Origin of the sequence: Nocardia noduli, from assembly GCF_019038455.1 — a bacterium.
Classification (GTDB): Bacteria; Actinomycetota; Actinomycetes; order Mycobacteriales; family Mycobacteriaceae; genus Nocardia; species Nocardia noduli.
Genome location: NZ_JAFMPL010000089.1, coordinates 1 through 25,372, shown reverse-complemented (window position 1 = coordinate 25,372; position 25,372 = coordinate 1). Strand labels below are relative to the sequence as shown.

The 25,372-nt window shown below is 64.2% G+C and carries 25 protein-coding genes and 3 pseudogenes; 15 read left to right on the top strand and 13 right to left on the bottom strand.

Features of this window, described 5'->3' with window-relative positions; all coding sequences use genetic code 11:
- Positions 1 to 171: 171 nt before the first annotated feature.
- From JZ792_RS31715 to JZ792_RS31705, 3 genes are read left to right on the top strand one after another with little or no spacing between them, the layout of a single operon-like run.
- The gene (locus JZ792_RS31715; protein WP_216916486.1) at positions 172 to 1,407 is read left to right on the top strand and encodes a 3-deoxy-7-phosphoheptulonate synthase; all 1,236 of its coding nucleotides are present in this window, start codon (positions 172 to 174) and stop codon (positions 1,405 to 1,407) included.
- Positions 1,400 to 2,056 (top strand): isochorismatase family protein, encoded by a 657-nt coding sequence (locus JZ792_RS31710; RefSeq protein ID WP_216916484.1) that lies wholly within the window; start codon positions 1,400 to 1,402, stop codon positions 2,054 to 2,056. The genes JZ792_RS31715 and JZ792_RS31710 overlap by 8 nt, the downstream gene beginning before the upstream one ends.
- The gene (locus JZ792_RS31705) at positions 2,053 to 3,945 is read left to right on the top strand and encodes an anthranilate synthase family protein (protein WP_216916483.1); all 1,893 of its coding nucleotides are present in this window, start codon (positions 2,053 to 2,055) and stop codon (positions 3,943 to 3,945) included. The genes JZ792_RS31710 and JZ792_RS31705 overlap by 4 nt, the downstream gene beginning before the upstream one ends.
- Positions 3,946 to 4,524: 579 nt before the next feature.
- On the opposite strand, the gene JZ792_RS31700 is transcribed toward JZ792_RS31705, so the two are convergent.
- From JZ792_RS31700 to JZ792_RS31675, 6 genes are all read right to left on the bottom strand, one after another.
- Positions 4,525 to 5,712 carry a cytochrome P450 gene (locus JZ792_RS31700; RefSeq protein WP_216916481.1) on the bottom strand — a complete coding sequence of 396 codons (1,188 nt, stop codon included), beginning with the start codon at positions 5,710 to 5,712 and terminating at the stop codon, positions 4,525 to 4,527.
- Positions 5,713 to 5,787: 75 nt separating this feature from the next.
- Entirely contained in the window at positions 5,788 to 7,026 is a 1,239-nt protein-coding gene (locus JZ792_RS31695) for an NAD(P)/FAD-dependent oxidoreductase (RefSeq protein ID WP_216916479.1), read from the bottom strand.
- 29 nt (positions 7,027 to 7,055) lie between these two features.
- Positions 7,056 to 7,244 (bottom strand): ferredoxin, encoded by a 189-nt coding sequence (locus tag JZ792_RS31690; protein WP_216916477.1) that lies wholly within the window; start codon positions 7,242 to 7,244, stop codon positions 7,056 to 7,058.
- A gap of 44 nt (positions 7,245 to 7,288) precedes the next feature.
- The gene (locus JZ792_RS31685) at positions 7,289 to 8,185 is read right to left on the bottom strand and encodes an HpcH/HpaI aldolase family protein (protein WP_216916475.1); all 897 of its coding nucleotides are present in this window, start codon (positions 8,183 to 8,185) and stop codon (positions 7,289 to 7,291) included.
- Complete coding sequence (locus JZ792_RS31680; RefSeq protein WP_216916473.1) at positions 8,140 to 9,360, bottom strand: alpha-hydroxy acid oxidase; 1,221 nt, start codon at positions 9,358 to 9,360, stop codon at positions 8,140 to 8,142. Before JZ792_RS31680 ends, JZ792_RS31685 begins: the two co-directional genes overlap by 46 nt.
- A gap of 31 nt (positions 9,361 to 9,391) precedes the next feature.
- A complete protein-coding gene (locus JZ792_RS31675; RefSeq protein WP_216916471.1) occupies positions 9,392 to 10,321 on the bottom strand; it encodes a cyclase family protein in 930 nt (309 codons plus the stop codon).
- Between the two features lie 486 nt (positions 10,322 to 10,807).
- On the opposite strand from JZ792_RS31675, the gene JZ792_RS31670 reads away from it, so the two are divergent.
- Both JZ792_RS31670 and JZ792_RS31665 read left to right on the top strand, forming a co-directional pair.
- Complete coding sequence (locus JZ792_RS31670; protein ID WP_216916469.1) at positions 10,808 to 11,428, top strand: TetR/AcrR family transcriptional regulator; 621 nt, start codon at positions 10,808 to 10,810, stop codon at positions 11,426 to 11,428.
- 1,368 nt (positions 11,429 to 12,796) lie between these two features.
- Positions 12,797 to 13,402, top strand: a complete 606-nt coding sequence (locus tag JZ792_RS31665) for a dienelactone hydrolase family protein (protein ID WP_254190633.1) — start codon at positions 12,797 to 12,799, stop codon at positions 13,400 to 13,402.
- A gap of 353 nt (positions 13,403 to 13,755) precedes the next feature.
- On the opposite strand, the gene JZ792_RS42360 is transcribed toward JZ792_RS31665, so the two are convergent.
- Positions 13,756 to 13,935 (bottom strand): hemopexin repeat-containing protein, encoded by a 180-nt coding sequence (locus JZ792_RS42360; RefSeq protein WP_254190632.1) that lies wholly within the window; start codon positions 13,933 to 13,935, stop codon positions 13,756 to 13,758.
- Here JZ792_RS42360 and JZ792_RS42750 point away from each other — a divergent pair.
- Together JZ792_RS42750 and JZ792_RS31655 are read left to right on the top strand one after the other, a co-directional pair.
- Positions 13,898 to 14,161, top strand: a pseudogene (locus JZ792_RS42750) (nitroreductase family protein); the annotation flags it as partial. The gene JZ792_RS42360 and the pseudogene JZ792_RS42750 sit on opposite strands and share 38 nt — an antisense overlap.
- 148 nt (positions 14,162 to 14,309) lie before the next feature.
- Entirely contained in the window at positions 14,310 to 15,242 is a 933-nt protein-coding gene (locus JZ792_RS31655) for an extracellular catalytic domain type 1 short-chain-length polyhydroxyalkanoate depolymerase (protein ID WP_254190631.1), read from the top strand.
- Between the two features lie 368 nt (positions 15,243 to 15,610).
- On the opposite strand, the gene JZ792_RS31650 is transcribed toward JZ792_RS31655, so the two are convergent.
- Positions 15,611 to 17,026, bottom strand: coding sequence for an MFS transporter (locus JZ792_RS31650; protein WP_216916464.1), 1,416 nt, complete (start codon positions 17,024 to 17,026; stop codon positions 15,611 to 15,613).
- Positions 17,027 to 17,119: 93 nt separating this feature from the next.
- On the opposite strand from JZ792_RS31650, the gene JZ792_RS31645 reads away from it, so the two are divergent.
- The gene (locus JZ792_RS31645; protein ID WP_216916462.1) at positions 17,120 to 17,800 is read left to right on the top strand and encodes a TetR/AcrR family transcriptional regulator; all 681 of its coding nucleotides are present in this window, start codon (positions 17,120 to 17,122) and stop codon (positions 17,798 to 17,800) included.
- Positions 17,801 to 18,154: 354 nt separating this feature from the next.
- On the opposite strand, the gene JZ792_RS31640 is transcribed toward JZ792_RS31645, so the two are convergent.
- The gene (locus JZ792_RS31640) at positions 18,155 to 18,616 is read right to left on the bottom strand and encodes a nuclear transport factor 2 family protein (RefSeq protein WP_216916460.1); all 462 of its coding nucleotides are present in this window, start codon (positions 18,614 to 18,616) and stop codon (positions 18,155 to 18,157) included.
- Positions 18,617 to 18,708: 92 nt separating this feature from the next.
- Here JZ792_RS31640 and JZ792_RS31635 point away from each other — a divergent pair, with 92 nt between their 5' ends.
- A complete protein-coding gene (locus JZ792_RS31635; protein WP_216916458.1) occupies positions 18,709 to 19,293 on the top strand; it encodes a TetR/AcrR family transcriptional regulator in 585 nt (194 codons plus the stop codon).
- A gap of 503 nt (positions 19,294 to 19,796) precedes the next feature.
- Complete coding sequence (locus tag JZ792_RS31630; protein WP_216916456.1) at positions 19,797 to 20,111, top strand: hypothetical protein; 315 nt, start codon at positions 19,797 to 19,799, stop codon at positions 20,109 to 20,111.
- 94 nt (positions 20,112 to 20,205) lie between these two features.
- Here JZ792_RS31630 and JZ792_RS31625 read toward each other — a convergent pair whose 3' ends face one another.
- Positions 20,206 to 20,877 carry a nitroreductase family protein gene (locus tag JZ792_RS31625; protein ID WP_254190630.1) on the bottom strand — a complete coding sequence of 224 codons (672 nt, stop codon included), beginning with the start codon at positions 20,875 to 20,877 and terminating at the stop codon, positions 20,206 to 20,208.
- A 177-nt stretch (positions 20,878 to 21,054) separates the two neighbouring features.
- Here JZ792_RS31625 and JZ792_RS31620 point away from each other — a divergent pair, with 177 nt between their 5' ends.
- The 4 genes from JZ792_RS31620 to JZ792_RS43295 all read left to right on the top strand — a co-directional run bounded on the left by JZ792_RS31620 (position 21,055) and on the right by JZ792_RS43295 (position 23,433).
- The gene (locus JZ792_RS31620; RefSeq protein ID WP_308165530.1) at positions 21,055 to 21,381 is read left to right on the top strand and encodes a winged helix-turn-helix transcriptional regulator; all 327 of its coding nucleotides are present in this window, start codon (positions 21,055 to 21,057) and stop codon (positions 21,379 to 21,381) included.
- Positions 21,382 to 21,601: 220 nt separating this feature from the next.
- On the top strand, positions 21,602 to 22,141 hold the full coding sequence (locus JZ792_RS31615; RefSeq protein ID WP_254190629.1) for a helix-turn-helix transcriptional regulator: 540 nt from the start codon (positions 21,602 to 21,604) through the stop codon (positions 22,139 to 22,141).
- Positions 22,142 to 22,188: 47 nt separating this feature from the next.
- Positions 22,189 to 23,094, top strand: a complete 906-nt coding sequence (locus JZ792_RS31610; protein ID WP_216916452.1) for a sterol desaturase family protein — start codon at positions 22,189 to 22,191, stop codon at positions 23,092 to 23,094.
- Positions 23,095 to 23,142: 48 nt separating this feature from the next.
- The gene (locus JZ792_RS43295; RefSeq protein ID WP_368858170.1) at positions 23,143 to 23,433 is read left to right on the top strand and encodes a transposase; all 291 of its coding nucleotides are present in this window, start codon (positions 23,143 to 23,145) and stop codon (positions 23,431 to 23,433) included.
- On the opposite strand, the pseudogene JZ792_RS42350 reads toward JZ792_RS43295, so the two are convergent.
- From JZ792_RS42350 to JZ792_RS31600, 3 genes and pseudogenes are all read right to left on the bottom strand, one after another.
- A pseudogene (locus tag JZ792_RS42350) lies at positions 23,431 to 23,585 on the bottom strand (antitermination regulator); the annotation flags it as partial. The gene JZ792_RS43295 and the pseudogene JZ792_RS42350 overlap by 3 nt on opposite strands.
- A gap of 145 nt (positions 23,586 to 23,730) precedes the next feature.
- Entirely contained in the window at positions 23,731 to 24,261 is a 531-nt protein-coding gene (locus JZ792_RS31605; protein WP_216916450.1) for a hypothetical protein, read from the bottom strand.
- 284 nt (positions 24,262 to 24,545) lie between these two features.
- Positions 24,546 to 24,750: pseudogene (locus JZ792_RS31600) on the bottom strand (cold-shock protein).
- 391 nt (positions 24,751 to 25,141) lie between these two features.
- Between JZ792_RS31600 and JZ792_RS31595 the strand changes: the two are divergent.
- Positions 25,142 to 25,372 (top strand): transposase (locus JZ792_RS31595; RefSeq protein WP_308165529.1); only part of this gene is annotated, 231 nt, incomplete at its 3' end.

The following is a 25,372-nucleotide window of genomic DNA, read 5'->3' as shown; positions in this document are numbered from 1 at the left end:
GACGTCTCTCGCGTATTTCCGCCGCGAAGGGCATGCGGATTACCCGGCGAGTTGACAGATATACGCCTCGGTTCCTTGCGGAGTTCCGGTCGTGGTCGACAGCCTTGAGAAGCACCGTATGGATTTCCCCAGATCACAGGAACAATACGACCGGAGCCGAAGGAGACATCGGTGGACATTGCGGCACTGAGCAACCCGCCCAAAGCAGCACTTCATCAACCGGAATGGAGTGATCCCGGCGCGATCGCTCGTGTGAGCACGACACTTTCCGAGCGGCCCGGACTCGTGACCGCCGATCAGGTCCGCGCACTGCGCGGCCTACTCGCCACAGTCGCGGCGGGACGGGCCCATCTGATCCAGGCCGGCGATTGCGCGGAGGACCCCGCAGAGGCAACCGTCGAACACGTTGCTCGCAAAGTAGGCCTGCTCGACATCCTCGCGGGGACCATGAGGATGAGCACCCACAAGCCGATTCTGCGCATCGGCCGCATCGCCGGGCAGTACGCGAAGCCTCGATCGCAGCCCACCGAGATCGTGAACGGCGTCGAGCTACCGACCTTCCGCGGGCATATGGTCAATGGCCCCGAGGCGGACCCGCTCGCACGGCGCTTCGATCCAGACCGCCTGCTGACCGGCTACGACTGCGCCCGCGCGATTACCGATTGGCTCGGGTGGAATGCCGAGCGCGGGCGTGGCCCGCTCGATCCGCCCGTCTGGACCAGTCACGAAGCACTGTTGCTGGACTACGAGCTCCCGATGATCAGAGCCGACGAATTCGGCAGACCATATCTGTCTTCCACGCACCTGCCGTGGGTCGGCGCGCGCACCGGCGATCCCGAAGGCCCGCATATCAAGTTACTGGGTCAGGTAGCGAATCCCGTCGCGTGCAAAGTCGGCCCGGCCGTCAACGCGGAAGAACTCCTCGCAATCGCCGAACGCCTGGATCCAGACCGAGAACCGGGCCGCCTGCTGCTCATCGCACGGATGGGACATGAAGTCGTCGCGGAGCGTCTGGCTCCGCTGGTTTCGGCGGTACGTGCCGCCGGGCATCCGGTCATTTGGGTCTGTGATCCAATGCACGCGAACACCGTTCGAACACAGGGCGGACTGAAGACCCGGCGGGTGGTCGATCTCGCGACCGAGATCCGCGGATTCCAACAGGCCGTACGCGCGTCGGGCGGGGTCGACGGCGGCCTGCACCTCGAGGTCAGCCCCGAGGACATAATCGAGTGCGCGGACGAAAACGGTCCGGAACCCGAAGCAGGTACCCGCTACACCACCGGATGCGATCCACGGCTGAATACCGCACAGGCCATCGCGGCGACAGCCGTGTGGGCACCCGCTGCCAGTGCCACATGGGCCCTCGAGCCCGTCGCCGCAACGGAAGTCGAGAACCATCGTGCCTAGCCTGCCGACGATCACCGCGTACCCGCTGCCCACAGCGCACGAACTGCCCTCGAACGTCGCAGACTGGACCGTCGACCCGGGACGGGCCGCACTTCTGATCCACGATATGCAGAAGTATTTCCTGCGTCCATTCCCCTCCGAGATCGCACAACCGCTGGTACGCAACATCGCCACGCTGCGACAATCCTGTGCCGCACAAGCGATCCCGGTTACGTACACGGCGCAGCCGGGCGATATGAGTCCAGCCGAGCGCGGCCTGCTGCGCGACTTCTGGGGTCCGGGCATGCACGTAGGCGAACACGAGCGGGCGATCATCGAACCGCTGAGTCCCGAACGGGAGGACCGAGTATTCACGAAATGGCGCTACAGCGCGTTCTTCCACTCCGACCTGCTCGACTTCCTTCGCGAGCGCCGTCGCGATCAGCTGATCCTCTGCGGCATATATGCCCACATCGGAGTGCTCGCGACCGCGATCGAGTCCTACAGCAACGACATCGAAACCTTCCTGGTCGGCGACGCCGTCGCCGACTTCACCCGTGACGACCACGATATGACGTTGCGCTACGCCGCCAACCGCTGCGCCTCTGTAACCGTCACGGCATCCGTGGCCGACCAACTGAACTCCGCCACCCTCGAGGACGCACGATGAGCATCCATCACAGCGCCGATCTACTGGGGCGGGTGCTCGCTGATCCTGGGCGGCGGCCCTACGCACTTCTATACCGGCCCCACGAGGACGAGCACGCCGTCGACGTCCTCATCGGGCAAGCGAGTGAACTCTCGGCCATGAGCGAACTGCCGGAGCCGAGCGAACAGGGACCTTCGACCGTGCTCGCTATGATCCCGTTCCGCCAGATCACCGAGCGGGGCTATGCCTGCAACGACGACAACGAGCCGCTGATTTCGATCGAGGTGACCGAACGCGCGAAAACCTCGCTCGAGGAGGTACTGCAGCGACTGCCCGACATCCCGCTGACGTTGTCCGATGGCGGATTCGATATCGACGACAGCGCGTACGCCGATATCGTCCGGTCGGTGCTCACACAGGAAATAGCCGCTGGCGAGGGTGCGAACTTCGTTGTCCACCGGACGTATTCGGCCACTGTCGACAACTACTCCCTCGCTGCCGCTCTCGCGCTGTTCCGCGCACTGCTCACCGTCGAGAGCGGCTCGTTCTGGACCTTTCTGGTTTCGACCGGCGACCGCACCTTCGTCGGCGCCACCCCGGAACGGCACATCACGGTACGCGACGGGGTCGCGGTCATGAATCCGATCAGCGGAACCTACCGCTACCCGACCGGCGGCGCGCCAGTCCTCGATGACGTGATGGCCTTCCTCGCCGACCAGAAGGAGTCCGACGAGCTTTACATGGTCCTCGACGAAGAACTGAAGATGATGGCGCAGATCTGCGACGGCGGCGGCAAGGTCGTCGGGCCACGGCTGCGGGAAATGTCGCGGCTCGCGCACACCGAGTACTTCATCGAGGGCAGGACCCGGCGGCAACCGCGGGAGATCCTTCGCGAAACACTGTTCGCACCGACGGTCACCGGCAGCCCATTGGAGAATGCGTGCCGAGTGATCAGCCGCCACGAACCCGCGGGCAGGGCCTTCTACAGCGGTGTCGCAGCACTCATCGACGTTGACGGCACCCTGGACTCAGCCATCCTGATCCGTTCGGCCGATATCGACGCCTCGGGCCATCTACGCATCGGTGTCGGCGCGACGCTGGTCCGCGACTCCGATCCTGACAGCGAGGTCGCCGAGACGAAAGCCAAAGTGGCGGGACTGCTCTCGGCCTTCGGACCGCAGGGGCGCATCGCCGACCATCCCGATGTACTGGCCGCGCTCACCGCCCGCAATGCGTCCATCTCGCGCTTCTGGCTCGCACACCCAGACGAGCGTCAACGTTCGATCCCGGCGTATCGGCCCGGGGGACGCGCACTGGTCCTCGACGCCGAGGACTCCTTCACCTGGATGATCCGCCACCAGCTCACCGAACTCGGCCTCGACCTGACCGTGCGCCCGTTCGAGGATCGCATCGACGATTTCGCCGACTTCGATGTTGTGATCCTCGGCCCAGGCCCCGGCGATCCCGGCAACGTCGACGATCCCAAGATTGCAAGGATCGGACGCGCGGTCAGCGCACTGCTCGCTACCGGGACGCCGTTCTTGGCCGTATGTCTGAGTCACCAGGTCACCTGTGCGGCACTCGGTCTGCCGCTGCGGCGCAGAACCGAACCCAATCAAGGCACCCAGCGGATGATCGAGTTGTTCGGCGAACGGCAGCGCGTCGGCTTCTACAACAGCTACGAGGCGTTCACCACGAAGAGCCATCTCGACCATCCCGTCGCGGGCCGAGTTGACATCTGTTCGGATCGCGACGCCCACGAGGTACACGCTCTGCGCGCGCCGTCCTTCGTTACCATTCAGTTCCACGCAGAATCCGTCATGACTGAGAGCGGGCCGCGGATATTCGCCGACCTCCTCGGTTCGATCACGCAGAATACAGGTCCGGCAGAATGTACCGTCGCATCGTGAGACCTGCTGCGAAAGCGGCACCGGAGCGAGCCACGACCTCGTCAAGTCCGTGTGGTGCGCGGCAACGCGTGACATACAGACCACGTCAGAATGACTAGGTTTGTCGCCGGGGTACTCGCCACCGACTCCTGTCACCCGATCGTGCAGCACTCCCAGCGACCCCCAGGGCAGCGCACCAGTCCTTGACCACCTCTGCCGCCGCACCTACCGCCGCGACGAATCACGCAGACCGGATCGCCCACCACGCCCCGTCGTCGAACCCGAATTCCGTTCATGTCCAGAGTATTACCGCCGCGTACACCGCAGGCGCGCTGGTGGCCACCACCATCGACTGGCTCCAACGGGACTGCCCCGCCACCCCCATCCATGGCGTCACCACCTGCGCATTACTCGCCGCGCAGGCGGGACGCCAACGCCTACCTGCTTCCCTTACGACGAAGTGCCGCCGACCTGACCAGACGCCGCCCGACGCGCGTAGCCGCACTGGAATTACCTCGACTTCTCGTGCGGCGGCATCCTGAAGGGAAGAGTTCGACTACGCACATTTGTGGTCATGGTGTCGAGTCTTCAAGCGCTTCGTCACATGACGATAGGGACAGCCTTTGGGCCTCGTAGCCCCAAACCGCGACCGTAGACGATCTCGTCGGCAAGCTCGAAATCAGGCATCTTGTCGAGAATCTGATTCAGCCAGACCTGTATCTCCAGTCGAGCGAGATTCAGCCCCAAACACACGTGCATCCCGAAACCGAAACCGAGATGCTGACGTGGTTCACGATGGATATCGAGTTCGTCAGGCTGCTCCCAGCGCTCCGGATCGCGATTTCCAGCTCCGATCAACACCTTCACCTGGGCACCGCGGGGCACACGGACACCTTCGACCTCAGACTCGTCCGAGCACGCACGCCGGGGCAAAACCTGAACGAGCGTCTGCCAACGGTGGATTTCCTCGATCGCCCGTGGGATCAGCGAACGATCGGCGGCCAGAGCACGGCGTTGCTCCGGATGCTGGGCGAGCGCGACGAGAGTGGTCGCCATAAGCTTTGCCGTCGTTTCATTACCTGCGAAGACCAACTGCGTATTGCTGGCGATGATCTCTTGCTCAGCCATCTCCTTGGCGAAGTCGTGAAAGACCATCATCGACACCAGGTCCTCGCCCCGGGCAGCCATGCGGCGGCTCTTGATGACATCGGCGATGTAGGCGTTGAGCGCCGCGGTCGCCGCAGCACCTCTACGCAACACCGCCCGGCCCTCTGGACTGGGATCGTAGGCGCCTTCCTGCGTCCCTCCCATCGCGTCACTCCAAGCGCTGAACTGCTGGTGCATCGACTCATCGATGCCGAGCATGCGCGCGATGACGAGAGTCGGAATCGCGCGGGTCATGTTCGGGATGGCATCGAGCGATTCACCAGAGCGCAACCGTTCCACGAATTGATCCACTTGCGAGGTCACGATATCGCTGACCAGGTCACGTTGGTTTTCGAGCGCGTCGCGCTGAAAGAACTCCGACCATATGGCGCGCATTTCATGATGGCGGGTCGAGTCGAGGGCCTCCATCGTCACTCCGCCGAACGCCTTGACAAAGAGTTCCTCGAGGTCCTGCGAACTGAACTTTTTGACCGCGGCCAGGGTTCGCGAACAGTTGCGGTATCCGGTGATCATGTACTCGTCGGCGAACTCGTTGTAGACGACCGGGCCGAGCGTGCGCCATCGCGCCAGCTCCGGATAGGGATTCTGGCAGAAGTCCCAGTCGGTGAGATCCTGGTTCACGGTCGGGATAGTGGTCATGTTCTGCTCAATGTCTGTCTGTGTTCGCAAATTGGACTTTGGGGATTCGGGATATCGCTAGCGGGCAAAAGACGAAGCTTTCATCAATTCCGCACGGTGGGTGATCATTTGGCGGGGTGCGTTCCACCCGAGTACGCCGACGAAGGAACCCATAGGGTCGTATACGCGTTGCACGAACGAATCCGAGTCGATGGTGCCGTGGACCGTGTCGAAGCAGGCGTCAGTGGACAGAAAGCCCGCAACCTGGATCTTCGCGCCAAAGTGTTCGGTCCAGAAGAAGGGAATAGGCGCAAACTCGTCATTCTGGCCCAGCATGTTCCGCGCCACGGCCTGTCCTTGTTCTGTGGCATTCGTCCGATGCTCCAGGCGGACGAGTCGCCCGATACCGGGATGCAGCCATCTGACGACATCGCCCACGCCCCACACACCGTGGCCTGCACTGCACATCTGGTCGCAGATGAGGCCGTCGTCCAACGTCAATCCGCTATCGTGGAGCCATTCCACATTGGGAGAACTTCCGATCGCTACGACGACGACATCTGCGAGAAGTTCCGAGCCGTCACTGAGTGTGACCGTGCGGATCTCGGTGCCGTCGTCGGATTCCTCGACCGTCGGCACCGTTTGTGATGCGACGCCCGACGGCGAACCGCTGATCGATGTGACGGTGACGCCAGTGATGACACGCACGCCATGCTTCGCGTGCAGTGCCGCCAGTTTCTCTGCGGCGTACGCACCCATTCGAGCCGACAGAGGTGTATTCGGAACCGGTTCGAGTACAACGACATCCGCACCCATGGAACGCGCCGACGCAGCTACCTCCAGGCCGAGGAAACCCGCGCCGACGACCACGACGCGGAGACCGTTGGGTATCAGCGCAGCGCGCAGGGCCAATGCGTCGTCCATGGTCCGCAGGATGTGCACGTTTCTCAGAATCTCAGGCGTCAGCCTGCGCGGACGCACCCCGGTGGCGACAACGGCGGCATCATAGCCGACCGATCGTCCATCAGCGAGTTCGAGGGTACGCTCCTCGATGTCGAGGGATGCTGCGGCGGTGCCTGCAAGGTATCGGAGATCGAGGCTGCCGAATCGCTTGCCGGGCAGCAATGTGGCGCGTGCCGGTTCCCAGGCCCCCGTGAGGATTTGCTTCGACAACGGCGGGCGGTCGTACGGCTCCCCAGCCTCGTCACCGACCAGCGTGATCGCACCGACGAAGCCCTCGGCGCGCAGTGCGCCCGCCACTCCGACACCGGCCGCCCCTGCACCGACGATCAGTACCTCGGACGTTGATGTCAGCACAGTTCTTTCATCGCCCCGGTGCACGACCTTCACTCGTCCCAGATCGCCGCGGCCGGACACGCTCGGATTCCGGCCGCAGCCTCCTTTTCCTGATTCGGCGCGGGATCGGAGACGATCACCTCCACGATTCCGTCATCGTCCTGATCGAAGATGGCAGGCGCGGCCAAGACGCAAGCGCCGCTGGCGATGCACCTATCCTTGTCGATCTCGATATGCATTGAATTCTCCTGATCGTCGGTTGACACGACCCGGCCGGCGCCGGTCAGCGACCGTAGGGGGTCGCCGAGGATTCGACCGAGTGCGAAGTCTCGTCTCCGACCGTTCGCGCGGCGCCGAGCTCGTTCGAGGCTGCGGACAGCAACATCCCGGTATCCGAACCGAGGGTCACCATGCGGGCGCCTCGCTCGATCCACTGACGGGCACCGCTCGCGTTCAGGGTATGCAGACCGAGCACGATATTCGATGCCTCGCACGCCGCCCGGATGCGCTCGAATGGTTCGATCAGTTGGTCGGAACTGAATGCCCTCATCGGGTTCATACCGAGGGCAATCGACAGATCCGCCGGTCCTACATAGATTCCAGCGAGGCCGGGCACAGCGGCGATTGCCGCCACGTTGTCGAGGGCTTCCGCGGTTTCGATCATCACGAACACAGCAACCCGCGCGGCCAACGCATCGAGGTCGGAAACCGGAAGTCCCACACCGATCGGTCCGAAGCTCCTGGCACCGCCAGGCGGGTAGCGTACCGCGCCCACCGCCGCGGCAGCGTCTTCTGGTGTGTTCACCATCGGGACAATGATCCCATCCGCGCCGGCGTCGGCGAGACGCCCGATGTATGCAGTGTCATTTTTCGACACCCGCACTATGGTCGGCACGGTGCCAGGCGGGGTCCGTGCCAGCCATTCGGCCGCCGTCGCCTCGCTCGACACCGAATGTTGACAGTCGATCCCGACATAGTCGAACCCCGCACGACGGAAGACACCGAGCGCGAATTCGCTCCCCGAGACAACCCATCCACCGAGTGCAGGACGGTCGGCGTCCCAGAGTTCGCGCATACGCTGATATGGCATGTCGTGGGCTTTCTCTTCGAGACGAGTTGACGAATGACTACAGATCAGCGACCGACGATGGGGACCGGCGCTCCAGCCGGGATGAGCCACGACGCATCGAGGTCATCGAGGTTGGCGACACCCATGAGAGTCATGGCACGCCGCATCTCAGACTTGAGGATTTCGACCACATGCCGGGCACCGTCCGGTCCGGCGGCGGCTAGTCCGTAGAGGTAGGGGCGGCCGATGCAGACCCCGTCCGCACCGAGACACAGCGCCTTGACGATGTCGGTCCCACGGCGGATGCCACCGTCGAGCAGAACCTCGGCGCGACCGCCGACGCGGTCTGCGATCGCGGGCAGCGCATCGAGTGCTGCGACCGCGCAATCCAATTGCCGCCCACCGTGGTTCGACACGACGACACCATCGGCCCCCAGGCCGACGGCGCGTTCGGCGTCGTCCGCGTCGAGAACTCCCTTGATGTATAGCGGCCCGTCCCAGTTCTCACGCATCCAGGCGAAGTCATCCCAGTTCAATTCCGGCCGCATCATCCGGAATTGGCGGCTGAGCGTCTTCATAGCGGTTCTGGCACCGCCCGCCCTCTCCCCTGGATCTATGAGATTGCGTAACGACATGCGCTGATGTTTGAGGAAGGCGGCCCACCACTTCGGTCGGAGTGCGGCGTCGAGGACGCGCTTGGGCGTAAGTACCGGCGGGTTGCCCATGCCACGTTTCTGCTCGGACTCGCGGTTGCCGTGGGTGGGTACATCGACGGTGACGAACATGCCGCTGTAGCCAGCGTGTTCGACACGCTTCATCATCGCGTGAGTCAGGTCGTGCCTGCCGGTGGTCAGGTCGGCCCATGGATAGAGTTGGAAGAAGTGTCCGCGCTCGGTGCCCGCGGCGATCTCCTCGAAGGAATACGACGCCGCGGTACTGACAATGGACAGCGTCCCCGCACGTTCGGCGGCCTGTGCCGCACCCAGCTCGCCCGTCCAGTGCGACAGGCCCGCCGCTCCGGTCGGCGCGAGCAATATCGGGACCGAGATATCTTGACCCGCAAGCGTTGTAGTCAGATCAGTGGCCTCGTGGCCGGTCAGTACCTTCGACTTGAGCATATAGCGATCGAAGGCGGCCCGATTCGCATCCATCGTCGTCATACTTTCGGCGCCATAGTCGACATACGCCCACACCATGTCCGGGACAGCACGCCGAGCACGCGCTCGATAGTCCTCGACGGTGAGCGGTCCTGGCCGGGACGACAACTTGTACCTGAATACGGGCATCAGCAGATCTCCTCAGCTGAAAGTTTCGACGTCACTTCACCGCGATCGGGGCTACAGGTGATCCGACCGCGCCCACGACTCGAAGGGGCGGCGCGGAGAAGAAGAAGTCCCACTGCCCGTCCTGGACACAGTCCGCTGACAACTCCTCGAGGTCGAACATTTCGCCGAACATCATTCCCACATCGCGCAGCATCACGCAGTGCAGCGGCAGGTAGGCACCCTTCGTACGCGATGGCTGCACTTCGACACCCCAGTTGTCCGAGGCCAGTACCGACACATTGCGATCGCAGAGCCACTCGGCGCAGTCGAGTCCGAGACCGGGATTCACCTTGATCCACTCTGCAGACCAGCCTTCGACGATCGCCTTGCGCCGCCAACCGGTCCGGATCAGCAGGATGTCCCCGTCGCCGACCCGCACCCCCTGCGCCGCCTCAGCTTGTTCGAGTTCGGCAGGACCGATCGGGTCATCCTCGGCTCGGATCCACTCGACCCCTCGCAGTCGTGCGATGTCGAGCAGGACGCCACGCCCGACCGCACCCGGGAGCACTGCGTCGATGCTGTTGCGGCTCGCGCCGTTCATCGCGGTGATCGACTCGGATGCGGTCACATCGTTGTAGAACTTGTCGTCATAGCCAACATGGGCGAGGCTGTCCCACTGAGTCGCGCACTGCAACGGGAGAATTAGCATGTCGTCGGCCACCACCAAGCCGTCGGGAGTCTTGAACTCCCCAGGCATCACGCTCATCGAATGCTGCGGGTTGAACCGACCGCGACCTCCACGTTGCGGTCCATCGTGTCCCAACGGCAGACTCAACTCGAAGACCTTGCCGGAGCGGATTGACCCCGCGGCCGCAAGGACTATCTCGGCGGTAATCAGGTTCAGGGTGCCCTTCTGATCATCAGCGCCCCACCGACCCCAATTCGAGAGTCTCTTGCCGAGATCCTTGAACGCTTCCACCACCCTGTGCCCTTCGACGCCATCGCATTTCGTGAACTACCGGTCTCGTCTCAGCGATCGACGGTAGAGCACGATCCAAGCCACAGTCAAGAACCTTGTTCTATAACACCGTTCTTTCTCTTCTAGGTATTACTTGAGCCAATAGCCCTATTTTGACCTATTTCAGCGATTCGCCGCCCATCGTCAGCGGTAACCGATCGTCATCGGGCTCCAAGGCACGGATCGCAGGCGACGCGACAATCGAATCCCTGCTCCCCGAGTCGGCAACCTCACCGCGCCGGCCAAGGACGGCCGCCGAAATCGCATCCGCCTACCGACGCCTGATCGCACGAGAACACCGGACGGCCCTCACAGATCGCGCCTCATCGATAGGCACCTAACGCCAGAACGCAGATCTAGAACTCCGTTCTACTAACCCGGGCGACGACAGGCGGTTCGATATCATCGTCGCGGTACTGACTCATCGGCGACGGACAGGGAGCACCGCGGTTGCTACAGGACTGGGCACTACGGGAGACGACCGGGATCGCCATCGGCCAGCGGACGGCATCGCCGGCACAAGTCGAGAAATACAACGCCATCCTCGCCGCGGCCCACCGAATCGCGGACACGGGCGGGTACGACGCGTTGCAGATGCGGGCCATCTCCGAAGAGAGCGGCGTCGCGTTGGCGACGATTTACCGATACTTCAACTCGCGCGACTACCTCGCGTACATACTCGGCGTCACCTGGATCAGGCAGGTCGTCGATGACGTGAGTCCCACCTCGAAGCAGCCGACATCGCTGCGCGCCCTGCGCCGGATCATCCATATGTCCGCGGCGGTCCTCAAGGAACATCCCAACATGCTGCGGACCTACACTCAATCGATGCTGAGTTCCGACGAGTTCGTTCGCGACCAGCGCGTCCTCACCAAGGGCTCACTCGGATGGGAGCCACCGCCCGAGGTCAAGCGCAAGGATTGGGACACCATGCTCGACTATATGGACAAGGTGTACTGGGCGGGGTTGCTGCGCTGGACATACGGCCAGACGGAATACGACGACATCGCACGCGATGTCGACGGGATCGCCACGATCTGCGCCAAAGCACTCGGGATCTTCGACCGATAGTCGTCGTCCGTTCCTTCGCGAACCCCCGCTGGAGTTGAGCAAGCGAGGCGTTTGTTCAGCAGGGCAGTCCGGATGCCCCACGCGGTGTAGGACGAGCTATCTGTGGGCGATACCCTCGGTCCGCGCGATTGCAGCTCCGCGGCGCATCACTTGTCGCTCTTCCCAAATGTTTCGAGGAGGCGGTTTCTGTAAGTTCCAACGGGTTTCCCGAAGGAGACTTTCTGATCGTCGACAAGGAGTCCGGGCTCCTGTTGGCCAGCACGCGCGGAGGCGAGGTGACCGACCTGACCGCGGCAGGCAAGGGCAAGGACGAGAGCCCACCAGCGGTGAGGTGCTCTACGACGAGATCGACGGCCAGTCCACCCGCACCTCGGGCCCGGGTCTGCGCATCGCTGAACGCGATGGTTCGGCCGGTCAGCGGTGGTGGTTCGACGCCAGCAGCGAAGACACCTACATGGAGGGCGAAGGACCATGTGGTCAACGCCGTCGAGGACTCGGCCCTCGGAAACTTCGTCCTGGTAGCAGGATTTCCAGGGGTGTCCCTCGTCGGCGCCGGCTCGAACTACGCACACCGGTGGCGGACCGAGAACGGGCTCCTGTTCAGGAGGGATCTCCCGGAGTGGGTACTGACCTATAGGCCCGACGACGGGGCCTGATCATGGCCGAACGTGGTGCGACCCTCCAGCACTGGATCCTCGAATCGGTGAAGTAGCACCCCAGCAGGGAGGGCCCTGTCCGAGCGGGCCGTCCCCGGCTCACCCCGCCGACCACACGGGCTGGCACCGCCGGACCCACTTCCTCTGCTTCGCACGACGGAGTTCTCCGAGTGCCCGGGGTTCCGGTAGTAATCGCGCGGAAACAACGACAATGGCTTGACCAGGGAAGATGTCCCGTAAGGGTACCGGTAGCTCTGACGAATTTTCCTGCGACTTGCGGTGATGTCGAGGTGTAGGTCCTGGGTCGTGGGCTGGTGATCGCTGCCGCTACGTTCTGATCCGGTTTGTACGGGTCGAACGTTGGGGTGGTTGGTGTCTGCTCGTCCAGGGCGAGGTATACCCCAGCGGAAGATCCGGCAGGTTCGACCTCCAGCGCCGTGTCCAGTGCAGGTGATCCGAAAACGCTGCCGCGGGAGCGGAATGCGTGACAGATCTTGTGAGCCATCAACGCATGTCAGAGGCACACCCGCGCTATTCTTGCCAGCAGTGAACACCGGCCCGGCCGGGGCTCGACTATCACTACAGTCCAGTCTCATGACGACGGTTACAACGCGCACGGTCGAGTACCCGGCCGACGGCCTGACGATGATTGGGCACCTCGCTCCCGGCCGGTGTCGACCGCCGGCCCGCGGTCCTGGTCGGACCAGAGGGCATGGGGCTCAGCGACGTCGAGCGCCGCCGGGCCGATGCGCTCGCCGAGCTGGGGTACGTAGCGCTGGCCTTCGACGTCCACGGCGGGAGCTATTTGGGCGATCCCGAGGAGATGCTGGCCCGTTGCATGCCGCTGCTTGACGACCCCGACCGGATGCGGGGCATCGGCCACGCGGCGCTCGACGTGTTGCGCGCCGAACCGCGGACCGACCCCGACCGGATCGCCGCCGTCGGCGATGGCACCGGGGGCGCAATCGTGCTGGAACTCGGGCGCGACGGCGTCGACCTGCGCGCGATCGGGACAGTCAACGCACTGACCACGGGCCGCCCGGGCGAGGCGGCGCGCATTCGCTACCCGGTGTGGGTGGGCGTCGGGTCGGACGACCCGATCATGCCGCCCGCGCAACGGGAGGCGTTGACCGCCGAGATGCAGACCGCGGGCGTCGACTGGCGCCTCGTGGTCTACGGCGGCGCCTTGCACGCCTTCCACCACCCGCCGGTCGACCACCCCGCGGTCCCCAGCGTCGGCTACCACCCACTGCACGCGCAGCGAGCCTGGCGCGACGTCGTCGACCTGCTCACCGAGTGCCTGCCCGTAACGGAGTGACCCGGTCGACAAACAGCCGAAACTGCCTCTCGCAGGACGGAAAACGATCCAGCGCTACTACCACGACTCCGACGACGACGCCAGCCTGGCCGACCTCGCCGAGGAATACAGCGTCGGCCGCTCCACCATTTACCGCATCACCAGCAGCACCACCCCGCCCCTGACCTGACGCTCGCCCGCGGCCAACCCGACCGCTATTCCGGCAGGAAAAACGGGCACCGGAAACCCGACATCACCGCTGTTCCAGACAACTTCGTTGTATTTCGCGCGATTACTACCAGGACCCCGAGAATACCCCCGCCGGTTGGCGGGAACATTCACGCAGGTGCCCGGACTCTAGGGGTGCGGGTGGGTCACATGATGGCTTCGGCCTTTGTGTCGTAGCGGACGTACTGGTCGCCTTTGAACAGGTAGAGGCCGGTGCCGCTGGCAGGTTCGACCATGGCCGCGTCGAACCCGCCGTGTTCGAAGATCGTGCCCGCCAGGCCACCGAAGATGACGCGAGGCGATGGAGCGTGGGATGAGGAGTTCATCACCATGTTTGTCGGCGCGTCCCACGCCTTCCAGAGTGTTCTGGACCGGCGAGGCCTGCTCCAGGAGTGTGCGGTCCAAAACGCGATGATCGTAGCGTCTTTCCTCATGCTCGCCGCGACGGAGATGAACCTGGCGACGTCGCCGATGAATGGCTGGGTCGAGGCGGAGGTTAAGGAGGTGACCGACATCGGAAACCGTGACGACTCGGCTATCGCCTTGCTCGTGTCGATCGGATACCCCGCCGAAGAACGGCTTCATACCGGTCGACTCCTCTGGAGCACAACGTTTTCCACGGGCGGTACATCGCGAAACAAGCGGGCAAGCCCTGCCCGGCCCTATGACCGACCGGTCGGTCATAGGGTACGGTCGCATCATGTTCCGACACGAGTTCGCCAACACGCTCTCGCGCGTGATCGGCGTTGTCACAGCATTTCTCATGGTTTCGACATGGCCCCACGCGCTCGCGAACGCCGAGTCGGAGATGGGGGTGACCGTCGCCGATTACGTCAATGCGGCCGGTTCGCGCCGATACCTCGTCTACACCCCTTCGGGTGACACCGAGGGAAGACCGATGATCGTGTGGCTCCACGGTTGCGACCCGGCAGCGAACGACCCGACAAAGCTTCTCGAGTCACCGTTGGCCAGGGTCGCCCGCGAGCGGGGGTTCGTCTTGGTTTCCCCGACGCAACCCACTTCCGCGCATCCGGGCGCGTGCTGGAACTGGGGGCGTGAGAGTGATCAGCATCGTGGCAGTGGTGAGCCGTCGATCATCGCCGGGATCACCGAGGAGGTCCGGGACCGGCTCGGTATCGACCCGGACCGGGTGTACGCCATCGGACACTCCGCCGGCGGCCTGATGACCACGATCATGGGCGCTGCCTACCCCGACATCTACGCCGCGATCAGTTCGTGGTGTACCGGGGCCTACGCGGGCGGCACGGATACCACCGGACTCGCCGCACACGCCGAAATGGGTTCTCACGCACGCCCGTTGCCGGTCCTCGTGGTAGAGAGCAACACCGATCCCCTCAGCACTGTTCCGCTAGGGCGGATGGCGGTAAGGCAGTGGGTCGGCACCAACTCCGCGACCCTCGCGATGGCGAATCATCCTCAACCTCGCGTGCAGCGTCAGGAGGCCGATCCCGGCCGCGGATTCGAACACGGCGCCACGGTCGAGACCTACGATTTCGGTCCGGCGCAGGTGCGGATGCTTGCCCTCGATGACGGCGGCCATCTCCTGGACGGAGACAGCGATGGCGTGACCGAATATGCCGTCGACTTCGTACTGGGTTATCGACTCAGGTAATCAGGGGCGATCACCGACCTGTCCACACCGTTCACCCGAAGCGGGGCGTCCCCGACCCCAGGGCGTGCGCAGGTGTTGAGGGCGGCGGTGGCCTGGCCGGTGCCCGGCACCGCGAAACACATCGTTTTGGACCTCCGGAACGAGACGGTCATCGATGTTTACCGATCGATCTCGTCGATCATCGAGGCCTTGCGGTGGAACTGCTGCCCTTCGAAGCACGCACGCTGGCCGACTTTCCAGGATCCCGGCAGTGGCATCGAATTCCGATGCCTCATGATCGGGGGCTCCGGATCTTGGCGCGCCCGGCCACCAGTGGCCTCCACCGTGCACGGCGTACGCGCTCACCCGGGTTCCCTGGACGCCGACGGTCACGTCACCACCGGCACATCGGGCTCGCTGGACCGCCTGGTCCGAGGCAGGATCAAACCGGTCGCGATCGCGCCAACGGCCAGTAGGCCGGCAGCGATCTGGAGCGCGGTCGTATAGCCATCGGCGAGCACTACGGGTTCGGTGCTGTCACCGATCACGTCGGCGGCCACCGTCACCAAAATCGCCAGCCCGAGTGACCCGCCGAGTTGACGCGCGCTGTTGAGCACGCCGGAAGCGAGTCCTGCCTGTTCTGGCGGTACGCCCGTCACCGCGGCGACACCCATGGCGACCACCGCGGCGCCGATGCCGATGCTGGCGACCAGCGAGGGGCCCAGGATGCCGGTGACGAGGGAGGTCGAGGCGTCGGCTGCACCGAACCACAGCAGCCCGGCCGCTCCGAGCAGCCCGCCGCCCAGCAGTACCCAGCGCGGACCGACGCGCGCGGTGATCACCATGGCGATCCGTAGGCCGATGACGATCCCCGCGCAGAACGGCAGGAAGGCCAGGCCGGTTCCGGTCGGGCTGTAGCCGAGGACGCGCTGGAGGAACTGCGAGACGAAGTAGAAACTCGCGATCTGAGCGGAGGTGAGCAGGAAGCCGAAAATCATCGCGCCGATCAGCGCGCGGCGGCGCAGGAATCCCAATGGCACCAAAGGATCAGCAGTCCGCTTCTCGACCCACACGAAGGCGACGAGCAGCCCTACACCCGAGCAGAACCAGCCCACGACCGATATCGACCCCCAGGCGTGCCGTTCGGTGGCGATCACGCCGAGCACCAATGCGCTGACTCCCGCAGTGACCAGAATGGCGCCGAGCACATCAGGACGCGCATGGCGCATAGCCACGCCGTTGTCGCTCCCCCGCAGCACCGCCGGCACCGCGAGCGCGACGAACACCAGATTCACCCACATCACCGACCGCCAGCCCAGGTGATCGGTGAGTATTCCGCTGAGTACGACGCCCAGCGCTCCACCTGCCGCGGCCGCTCCGCCCCAGACCGCGATCGCCTTGGCTCTCGCCGGACCCTCTGCGAATTCGGAGGTGGCAAGTGCCAGCGACATGGGAGCCAGGACCGCCGCGGCGGCACCCTGGATCACACGGGCCGCCAACAGTTCCCAGCCGTGCTGGGCCGCTCCGCCCCACGCACTGGCAAGGCCGAAGACCGCGAGACTCACCAGCAGCAGGGTACGGCGACCGGTGAGGTCTGCGAGCCTGGCGCCCAACAGCATCAGACCCGCGTAACTCAACAGGAAGGCGTTGATCACCCAGCTGAGTCCGGACGGGCCGAAACCCATCGTGGCCTCGATATCGGGCAGAGCCACGTTGACGATCGAAAGATCAAGGGAAACAAGGAACATCACGAGGAATACGACGGCGAGCGTCCATCCTGCGCGAGCGTCGGCACGCTCGGACACAGCAACCTCCAGTAATTTAATAACGCGTGTTTTTACTATAGTTAGCACAGCCTTACCGCAGTGTCGAGAGATTCGATCCGCAGAATGGGACAGGTGAGCTCCGATGCAGTCCCCAAGCGCGGCCGCCCCGTCCGCGCGCGACGCGAGGACATCGTGGCTGCCGCCACCCGCATGCTCGTCTTCGGAGGCGCCGAGGCGTTGAGCATGCGCGGACTTGCCGACGACCTGGGAGTCAGCACCGCCGCGCTGTACCACCACTTCCCCACCAAGGCTGCGCTGACCATCGCCGTACTGAGCGCGCGCGCGGACGAACTCCCACGACCCGAGCTACCCGACGAGCCCAGGGCTCGACTGATCGCGGTGTCCGACCACCTCGTCGAGGTGCTGTACGGACTGCCCTGGGTGGTGGAGCTACTGGTCAGCGGCGATTCCTACGGGCGCTCGGCGATGTGGATCCTCGATGAATTCGTGCGTAGCGCACGACGACTCGGCGCCGATGACGAATACGCGGGGTTCATGTACAACGTTGTATGGCGCTTCGTCCTGGGCGAACTCGCGGTGCGCCGCTCCGAAGACGAGCGCCGCGAGAGAGAACATCGGGGCATCTCCCGGCCGCGCTGGACCGAGCAGGCCGACGCCGACCTACTCGCCGAATTCCCCGACGCCGTGCGACTGCTACCGAAATGGAACGGCATCCGCACTGAATATCGCACGGTCACCGCGCTGCAACGCGTCATCGACGGACTGCTCGACGGCATCCGCGCGACGCCGTGATCCAGATACCACATTCGATGAAACAATTGCCGGAATCCGACAGTGCGCGAAGCCACGTCGACGCCGGTAACCGCCGTGGCGGCGTGAAAGCCACGGTAGCTATAGCCGAGCCTGTACCGCGCGCGGATCGACCTGCCGTATCACTGGTTACACAACCCCGCCGATTTCGGCTTGTCGGGTGAATTCCAGGAACGGCACGGCACGGCACGGCACGGCACGGCACGGCACGGCACGGCACGGAGATGATCGAGTCCTACTCCGCGACGACCATCGCGCAGTCCAACACCTGCATGGCCTACCGCAGGGCGGCTGATCTGCCCGTACGATCTCGGCACTCGGGAATCGTCGGCCCTACTACCGAAGGGGAAAGTCGATTCCATACTCGTGCGGCGGGCGGCGCGCGAAAATCCGACGCTGCCCCTCGACGATCGCCACGTCGTTGATACTCGCCTCGCGCCGCGACATCAATCCTTGGTCGGCGAACTCCCACAGTTCGTTCCCGTAGCTGCGCCACCACTGGCCGATGTCGTCATGCCATTCGTACTGAAACCGTACTGCGATTCGGTTCTGATCGAAGGCCCACAAGCTCTTCCGCAGAGCGTAGTCGAGCTCGCGCTCCCACTTCGCGGTCAGGAAGTTCACGATCTGCGCGCGACCACTGAGGAAGACATCCCGGTTGCGCCACACCGAGTCCGGTGTGTAGGCCAGGGCTACCCGCTCGGGATCGCGAGTGTTCCAGGCATCCTCGGCAGCTTGAACCTTCTGGACCGCGGTTTGCAGGCTGAACGGCGGAAAGAGCGGGCGAGCTTCGGGCACCGGGAATCCTCTCGATATGGAGAGCGCACGTTCTCCACTCTGTCGGGATACAGTAGAGAACGATCATTCTCGACGTCAAGGGAGACATACCGATGCCCGCCGCGCTGACCGCCGATCGGATGGCCGAAGATCGCGAGGCACTGCTGGACGCCGCCGAATCGCTGTTCTACGCCCACGGAGTCCGAGCCGTGGGGATGGACCGCATTCGCGAGGCATCCGGCCTATCGCTCAAGCGGATCTACGCGATGTTCACCACGAAGGATGACCTGGTGGTCGCAGCGCTTCAACGTCGCGATCGACGGTGGCGGACCGATCTGATCAGGTACGTCGAACAGTTCGAGGAGCCGACCGGGCGGGTTCTGGCGGTCTTCGACTGGCTCGGCGACTGGTTCGCCGAGCCCGGCTTTCGAGGGTGCGCGTGGATCAACATCCACGGTGAACTCGGGCCGACGTCCGACTCCGTGCTCGACGAAGTACGTTCTCACAAGCTGGCTTTCCGCAATCATGTGATCGCCTGGGTGGAGGCAACCGGGACCGACGCGGCGGAGGCAATCTACCTGCTCGCCGAAGGCGCGATCGTCACCGCTGGAATCCACGGCGAGCCCAGGACCGCACACCGGGCCCGCGAAGCCGCACAACGACTATTCATCAGCCATCAACCGTCACCGAACTCCTGAAAAGCGACCAAACGCCTGGTAAGCGCGTCAGTCGCCCCGCTCACCAACCAGGCGGAGAGTGTCCGGTTCCGGTGGACAATCCAGACACAGAGGCTCTCCAGCACGGCAACGCTTTTGTGGACACCGCAGCGCGGAAACAGCTCGGCGAGCAGGGAGAATCCCCGCCTTCATCGGGCAGCTTCGGCGCACCGCCGCGCCGCAGCCCCAGCGCGGGCCGTGCCCAATTTCAGCCAACCGGCCCGAGGAACCCCCGATCACAGACGTCGAATCTGCTGTGTCCGTTGCGATCACCAAGACTCCCACGGTGGCAGCGGACGCGTGATGTCGAACAATCTACGACGGATTCCGCAGCGCCGAACACCGAAGCCGCCTCCGACCCACTTGACTAGGATGGTCGTACTAGTGCATGCTTCGACAGCGGCACTAGTACGACCATCCTAGAAATGATCGGCGCCGATCTCCAACCTGGATCCGGCCCTGCCGCTACTCCGAAAGGAATCACCATGCCGAAGAAGGTCTTCGTCTACACCGAACTCCAACTCTCCGTCCCGTTCGACCAGGTGCCGTGGCCTCGGATGAATCCGGTCCTGCTCGCGCAGCCGGGCCTGGTCCGCAAGACCTGGCTCAGCGGGATCGGCACCGATACTCCCGGTGGCTTCTACGAGTTCGACGGTTACGACAACGCGCGGCACTTCGCCGACGTCTACTTCCCGACCGAGGCGGCCGCGATGTCGGCCAGTTTCCAGACCAAGCTGTTCGACGGGGATATCGTCGAGGCGGCCAGCCGCCAGATGCGGTCTCCGCACTACGACGCCTGAACGCCGACTCGCACAGAGCCCGTGCCGCTCCCGCCCGCAGCGGGAGCGGCACGGGCAAAGCGACGTTCACTTCCTGACCGAGGTTTCGTGGCGCCTATTTCGGACCTCCAGCACTTCGTTTCGAGCAATACCGCTCGCGGAAGACGTTGTGTTCCAGGGTGAGCCGACCGGGGTGAGGTCGTTGCTCGGCCGGATAGCCGAGCGAGACGAGCAGAGCGATAGCAAGGTCGTCACGGTCGGCGATGCCGACGGCCTTCTTCACCTCGGCCTCGTCCCAGCCGTTCATCGGCGATGTCGCGAGGCCGACTTCTGTAGCGGCGAGCATCAGATAGGAGGCTGCGATCATCGCGTCCTTGACCGCATACTCGCGAAGCAGGCCGCGCTGTTCGAGATCACTCTGGAATGCATGTGACGCGGAAGAGAACGTAGCGATGAACTCCTCGCTCCATGCCCCACTGCGACGGGCTTGGTCATAGATATCACTGTGATCCTCACGCCAGGACTGCGACTCGGCCACGAAGACCAAAATAACCGGGGCTTCGCGCGATTGGGGCTGACCACTCGTGGCCAACGCCAGCCCCTCGCGACCTTCGCCGCCGGCGACCACGACGATCGAGCGGTCCTGCAAGTTCCAACTGGTCGGAGCCTCGATGGCGAGTTCGAGAAGCGAATCCAGTACCTCCTCCGCGATCGGGTCGGGTCGGTAGTGGCGGATGGTGCGCCGGCTGCGGATCGCATCCGCGACAGACATGCGGTAATTGGTCATGAGGTAACTATCAAAGAGTGACACTCGATTAGGAAGACAGCACCTTTTAGTGCGCTACTCTCCTTCCATGAAAACCAAGGTGGATTCATTCGGTCTCGTAGCCGATGCCCGCACTCCGCAAAGTGCCCGACACGCCAAGTCCTCGATCGCATCGCCAGTAGATGGACGATCTTGGTCGTGGACGCCCTCCTCGGTGGCACCATGCGCTACACCGATTTGAGCCGACGCACCGAGGGTGTATCGCAGAAAATGCTCACCCAGACACTGCGCGGCCTCGAATCCGACGGATTCCTCACCCGCACAGTGCATCCGACCATCCCACCGCGAGTCGAATACGACCTGACCGACCTCGGCCGAAGCCTGGCCGAACCCATCTCCGCCCTGCGGCAATGGACAGAAACCCATATCAACGAGATCGAACGAGCCCGCGCTCGCGCCGCCGCGGACAAGTCCGGTTCCACGGCCGCGTCCACCACCACGCCTCGGGCAGCCCATGGACGATGACAGTCGGCCTTCGACGACCGACCCGATCGGCTGGCAGGGCAGCGCCCTGATCCGCCCGGGGGTCCTCGCGTTCACCGGGTCGATCGGCCGGACCGAGCGACATTCCCACCACGCCGTACAGGTGATGACAGCACCTACCAGGTTGAGTGTCGCCGACCGGACCGGCACGCAACACAGCGGTGGGCGAATCATAGTGCCCAGTAATACTTCTCATCGAATCATGATCGGCGCACCGACAGGAGTCGCCGTCTTCCTCGAGCCCGACAGCGACGCCGGCCGCGCCGCCGAGCAACAAGCGCGTGCCCTCGGCTGGATCGATGAATCGGTCACGACCGATTTCGACGACACCGCACTCGGACAGTTCGTGACCACCCTGATCGCCGAACTGTCACGATCCGGCCCGATCGACTGCCCAACGAGGCATCCCGCGATCAGCGACACACTCGAGGTACTACCCGCGCTCGTCGCTGTCGGCCCGGTGCACACCTCCGAAGTCGCGCGGCAGATCGGAATCTCCACGACCAGACTCACCCATCTGTTCACTGCTCAGGTCGGAATTCCCCTGCGCCGCTACATCCTGTGGCTGCGACTGACCCGGGCAATCGCCCACACCGCGGCCGGTCACAACCTGACCGAGAGCGCACACGCCGCCGGATTCTCCGACAGCGCCCACTTGACGCGCACGTGCCGGGAGACGTTCGGTCTGCCACCCTCGGCGCTGAGCCGCAATACGGACTGGCAGATCACACATTCGTTGTAGCCGAAACATTCAAGCCGTACAGCACCACCGCCACCCACGATTGCCCCATGGACACCACCACACGCACCCGCTCGCCGATACGAACGCTGGTCCGCTACGGATACGCACCCTTCCTGTTCCTCGGGCTCAACGGCGTCGGCGTCGCCCTGGCCGCGGCGGGCGCGCCGAAGTACCTGCTGCTGATCGTTCTCGCCGTGGCGATCGCCGCGTCGTTCGCGGCCGAGCGCGCACTCCCCTACGACAGCGCATGGAACGGAGCCCATCCCGACACGGTCCGCGACCGCGTTCACGTCGTGGTCAACGAGGGACTCACCCTCCTCGGTGTCGCCGCTATCCCACTGCTGGCCGCGATCGTCCCGGCACCGGGCTTGTGGCCGGATGACTGGCCCTTCGTGTGCCAGGTCGCCGCAGCCGTGCTGGTCGCCGACCTGGGCATCACCGTCACGCACCTCCTCAGCCACAAAATCGATCCGCTGTGGCGATTCCACGCCGTCCACCACAGCATCACCCGCTTCTACGGCTTCAACGGCCTGATGAAACACCCACTGCACCAAACCATCGAGACCACCGTCGCCGTGACACCCCTGATCCTGATCGGCCTTCCGGTCGACGTCGCCGCGGCACTCGCACTCGCCGTCGCGATCCAACTACTGCTGCAACACTCCAACGTCGACTACCGCGTCGGCCCCGCCAAGTACGTCCTCGCACTCAACGAAGGACACCGCTTCCACCATCTCAAATGGGCAGGAATAGGCGACGTCAACTTCGGCCTGTTCACCCTCATCTGGGACCACCTGTTCCACACCTACTCCTACGACCCCCACCGCCGCTTCACCAGCGAAGACCTCGGCATGGCCGCCAAACCGGACTATCCCGTCGGCTACCTCGACCAACTCGCCTACCCCTTCACCACCGCGGGCAACTGCTCATCACCCGACACCACCGCGTCCTGAATCCGCCGGATCACTCACCCTGACGACACCTTGTAAACTTACAGGCTGATGTTCCTCGGCAAGGATGGAGTCACGTCAGGATCGCCGAAGAGGTACCCGCCCGAACTTCGTGAACGGCCCGTGCGGATGGTCGCCGAAGTCCGGTCACGGCACCCCTCGGAGTGGGCGGCGATCGCCTCGGTCGCGAGCAAGCTCGGTATCGGGTCGGCCGAGACCCTTCGGAACTGGATCCGCAAGGACCAGATCGACGCCGGACAAGGTCCGGGCGTGACCACCGATACGCCAGTGGAGATGCGTCGGCTGCGGTCGGAAACCGAGAGTTCAAGCACGACAACGTAATTCTGCGACCTTGCCGCGGTCAGCTGGATGTTTGTGCGACACGTCGTCGGAGTCACCGTGTCGGGTGCGTACCCGTGTAAGGCTGCGACTTCCTCGGACCACTCCCAGCGCTGATCGACGAACCAGAACCGGAAACTGGCCGTACTCGCCACCGACGCACCAGCATCGGAGGCCTTTTCGGGTGCGGCCGTGCTCGGCCACCGCCAGATTATCCACCCCCGTCCGGGCCCGCTATCGTCACTGCGTGCCCTGGGCCGAGTCCACCGCGGCTGCTGGTCGGGGTCGTGTTCGAAACCGTCAGCTGCGCGGGTCCGAGAGCGCGGTGGGCAGGAATTTCGTGCCGTTGGTCAGATGGTGGACGAGGTCGTCGTGGTCGGTGTACGCGCGGCCCAGTCGGCGGCGGTTGGCGCCCTCGGGACCGTCGAGCACGAGCCGATCGAACGAGATCGAGTGCAGGTAGGCGAGGCGTAGGTACACCGCGCCGAGGCTGTCGGAATGCTCGGTGGCCCAGGGGGCGGGGGCGCCGAGGATCCGGCGCGCCTCCCGATCGACGGCTGCGATCAGGCGTTGGGACTCATTCCAGATAGCGATGACGGAGTCGAGTGTGGCATCTGCCGCCACCAGCACCGCGGCAGCGTGACCCCATGCGACCGACGCGTCGACAGTGGGGGTTCGGGCTGCCATCCGGCGGTGTGCGTCGAGCAGACCTCCGACGGATTCGAGCAGGATCGACCCCGTAGCGGAGGGGACGTCACCCTCATCGCGTCGAGCGAACGTGGCTGCGATCAGTCGACTGTCGGGCAGTGTATCGATTGCGTCGGCGTTCACGGCATCCCCCTCGGACTCGCCATTGCGAGTGAGTCTTCTGAGCGCGGCTTGGGGGTATTCACCCCCTTGTGAACTCCCCTTCGATGCGCACCCTTCCCCAGGGAACCGAACCTCGACCGACGACCACGAGCGGAAGAACGCCTGGATGAAGCGCGCAGCTGGCTTGTAATCTACTCGGTGTCAACAACTTCCACCGACACTGGCTTACGTTTCGGAGTGTGGGCGGGTCGACGCGATGGCGACGGCCCCGCACCGTTGGGCGGGACCGTCGAACCTGGCGAGGTTCAAAGGACACGGACATCCTCGGCCTGCGGACCCTTGTTGCCTTGGCCGATCTCGAACTCCACGCACTGTCCCTCATAGAGCGACTTGAACCCGGAGCCGCTGACCGCCGAGTAATGCACGAAGACGTCGGGGCCCCTCCGTCCTGGGCGATGAAGCCGAAGCCACCTTCTCGCTGTTGAACCACTTCACAATGCCTTGAGCCATTTCATGCTTGCTGCCGCCACGGTGCGGTCCAGGGCAGGCCGCTCGCAGCGATACACGACACCTGAGCCGCCGCGACCGATTCGACAGCATCATCGAAACCCGCCACCTTCAGATCGGCGGTGACTCTCCCGGCGAGATCACGTTCCGTTTGCAACTGGCCGCCGTCGACCATCGGTGGCCCCCAACTCCCAACCACGGACCCCGCTCCGGAACCATGTCCGGGACGGTAGACCGACCCATATTGCAGAATATCCCCAGCATACGTGGCAGCAAGCTCGCCGCCCACATCTTAACCGACCGGTCGGTCATATCTATTGTCGGATCATGTCTCCACCCCCAGCCATCGCAGAGCGGCCTGCCGACGATGGTCGCAGTGGGCCGTCCCCTATAGATGAGACCGATCGGTATTAGAGTCCTTGTTTGGCCTGGTGAGGGCCGAGAAGGGACACTGAGGACCATGGCAGGACGCAAGCGGCATTCCGCGGAGGACATCGTGCGGAAGCTGCGCCGTGCCGACGAGCTCGCTGCTGCTGGGCAGACCGGTGAGCAGATCGCCGCTGATCTGGGAGTTTCGGCGGCAACGTTGTACAACTGGCGTCGCCAGTACGGTGGCGTGGACACC

Bases quoted from the DNA above. Each gene is read 5' to 3' on its own strand.
- JZ792_RS31655 (WP_254190631.1), top strand. From the start codon at position 14,310: ATGTTCCGACACGAGTTCGCCAACACGCTCTCGCGCGTGATCGGCGTT.
- JZ792_RS31625 (WP_254190630.1), bottom strand. From the start codon at position 20,877: ATGACCAATTACCGCATGTCTGTCGCGGATGCGATCCGCAGCCGGCGC.
- JZ792_RS43295 (WP_368858170.1), top strand. From the start codon at position 23,143: ATGTTCCTCGGCAAGGATGGAGTCACGTCAGGATCGCCGAAGAGGTAC.
- JZ792_RS31630 (WP_216916456.1), top strand. From the start codon at position 19,797: ATGCCGAAGAAGGTCTTCGTCTACACCGAACTCCAACTCTCCGTCCCG.
- JZ792_RS31610 (WP_216916452.1), top strand. From the start codon at position 22,189: ATGGACACCACCACACGCACCCGCTCGCCGATACGAACGCTGGTCCGC.
- JZ792_RS31690 (WP_216916477.1), bottom strand. From the start codon at position 7,244: ATGCATATCGAGATCGACAAGGATAGGTGCATCGCCAGCGGCGCTTGC.
- JZ792_RS31705 (WP_216916483.1), top strand. From the start codon at position 2,053: ATGAGCATCCATCACAGCGCCGATCTACTGGGGCGGGTGCTCGCTGAT.
- JZ792_RS31615 (WP_254190629.1), top strand. From the start codon at position 21,602: ATGATCGGCGCACCGACAGGAGTCGCCGTCTTCCTCGAGCCCGACAGC.
- JZ792_RS31665 (WP_254190633.1), top strand. From the start codon at position 12,797: ATGGGGCTCAGCGACGTCGAGCGCCGCCGGGCCGATGCGCTCGCCGAG.
- JZ792_RS31680 (WP_216916473.1), bottom strand. From the start codon at position 9,360: ATGCCCGTATTCAGGTACAAGTTGTCGTCCCGGCCAGGACCGCTCACC.
- JZ792_RS31635 (WP_216916458.1), top strand. From the start codon at position 18,709: ATGCCCGCCGCGCTGACCGCCGATCGGATGGCCGAAGATCGCGAGGCA.
- JZ792_RS42360 (WP_254190632.1), bottom strand. From the start codon at position 13,935: ATGAACTCCTCATCCCACGCTCCATCGCCTCGCGTCATCTTCGGTGGC.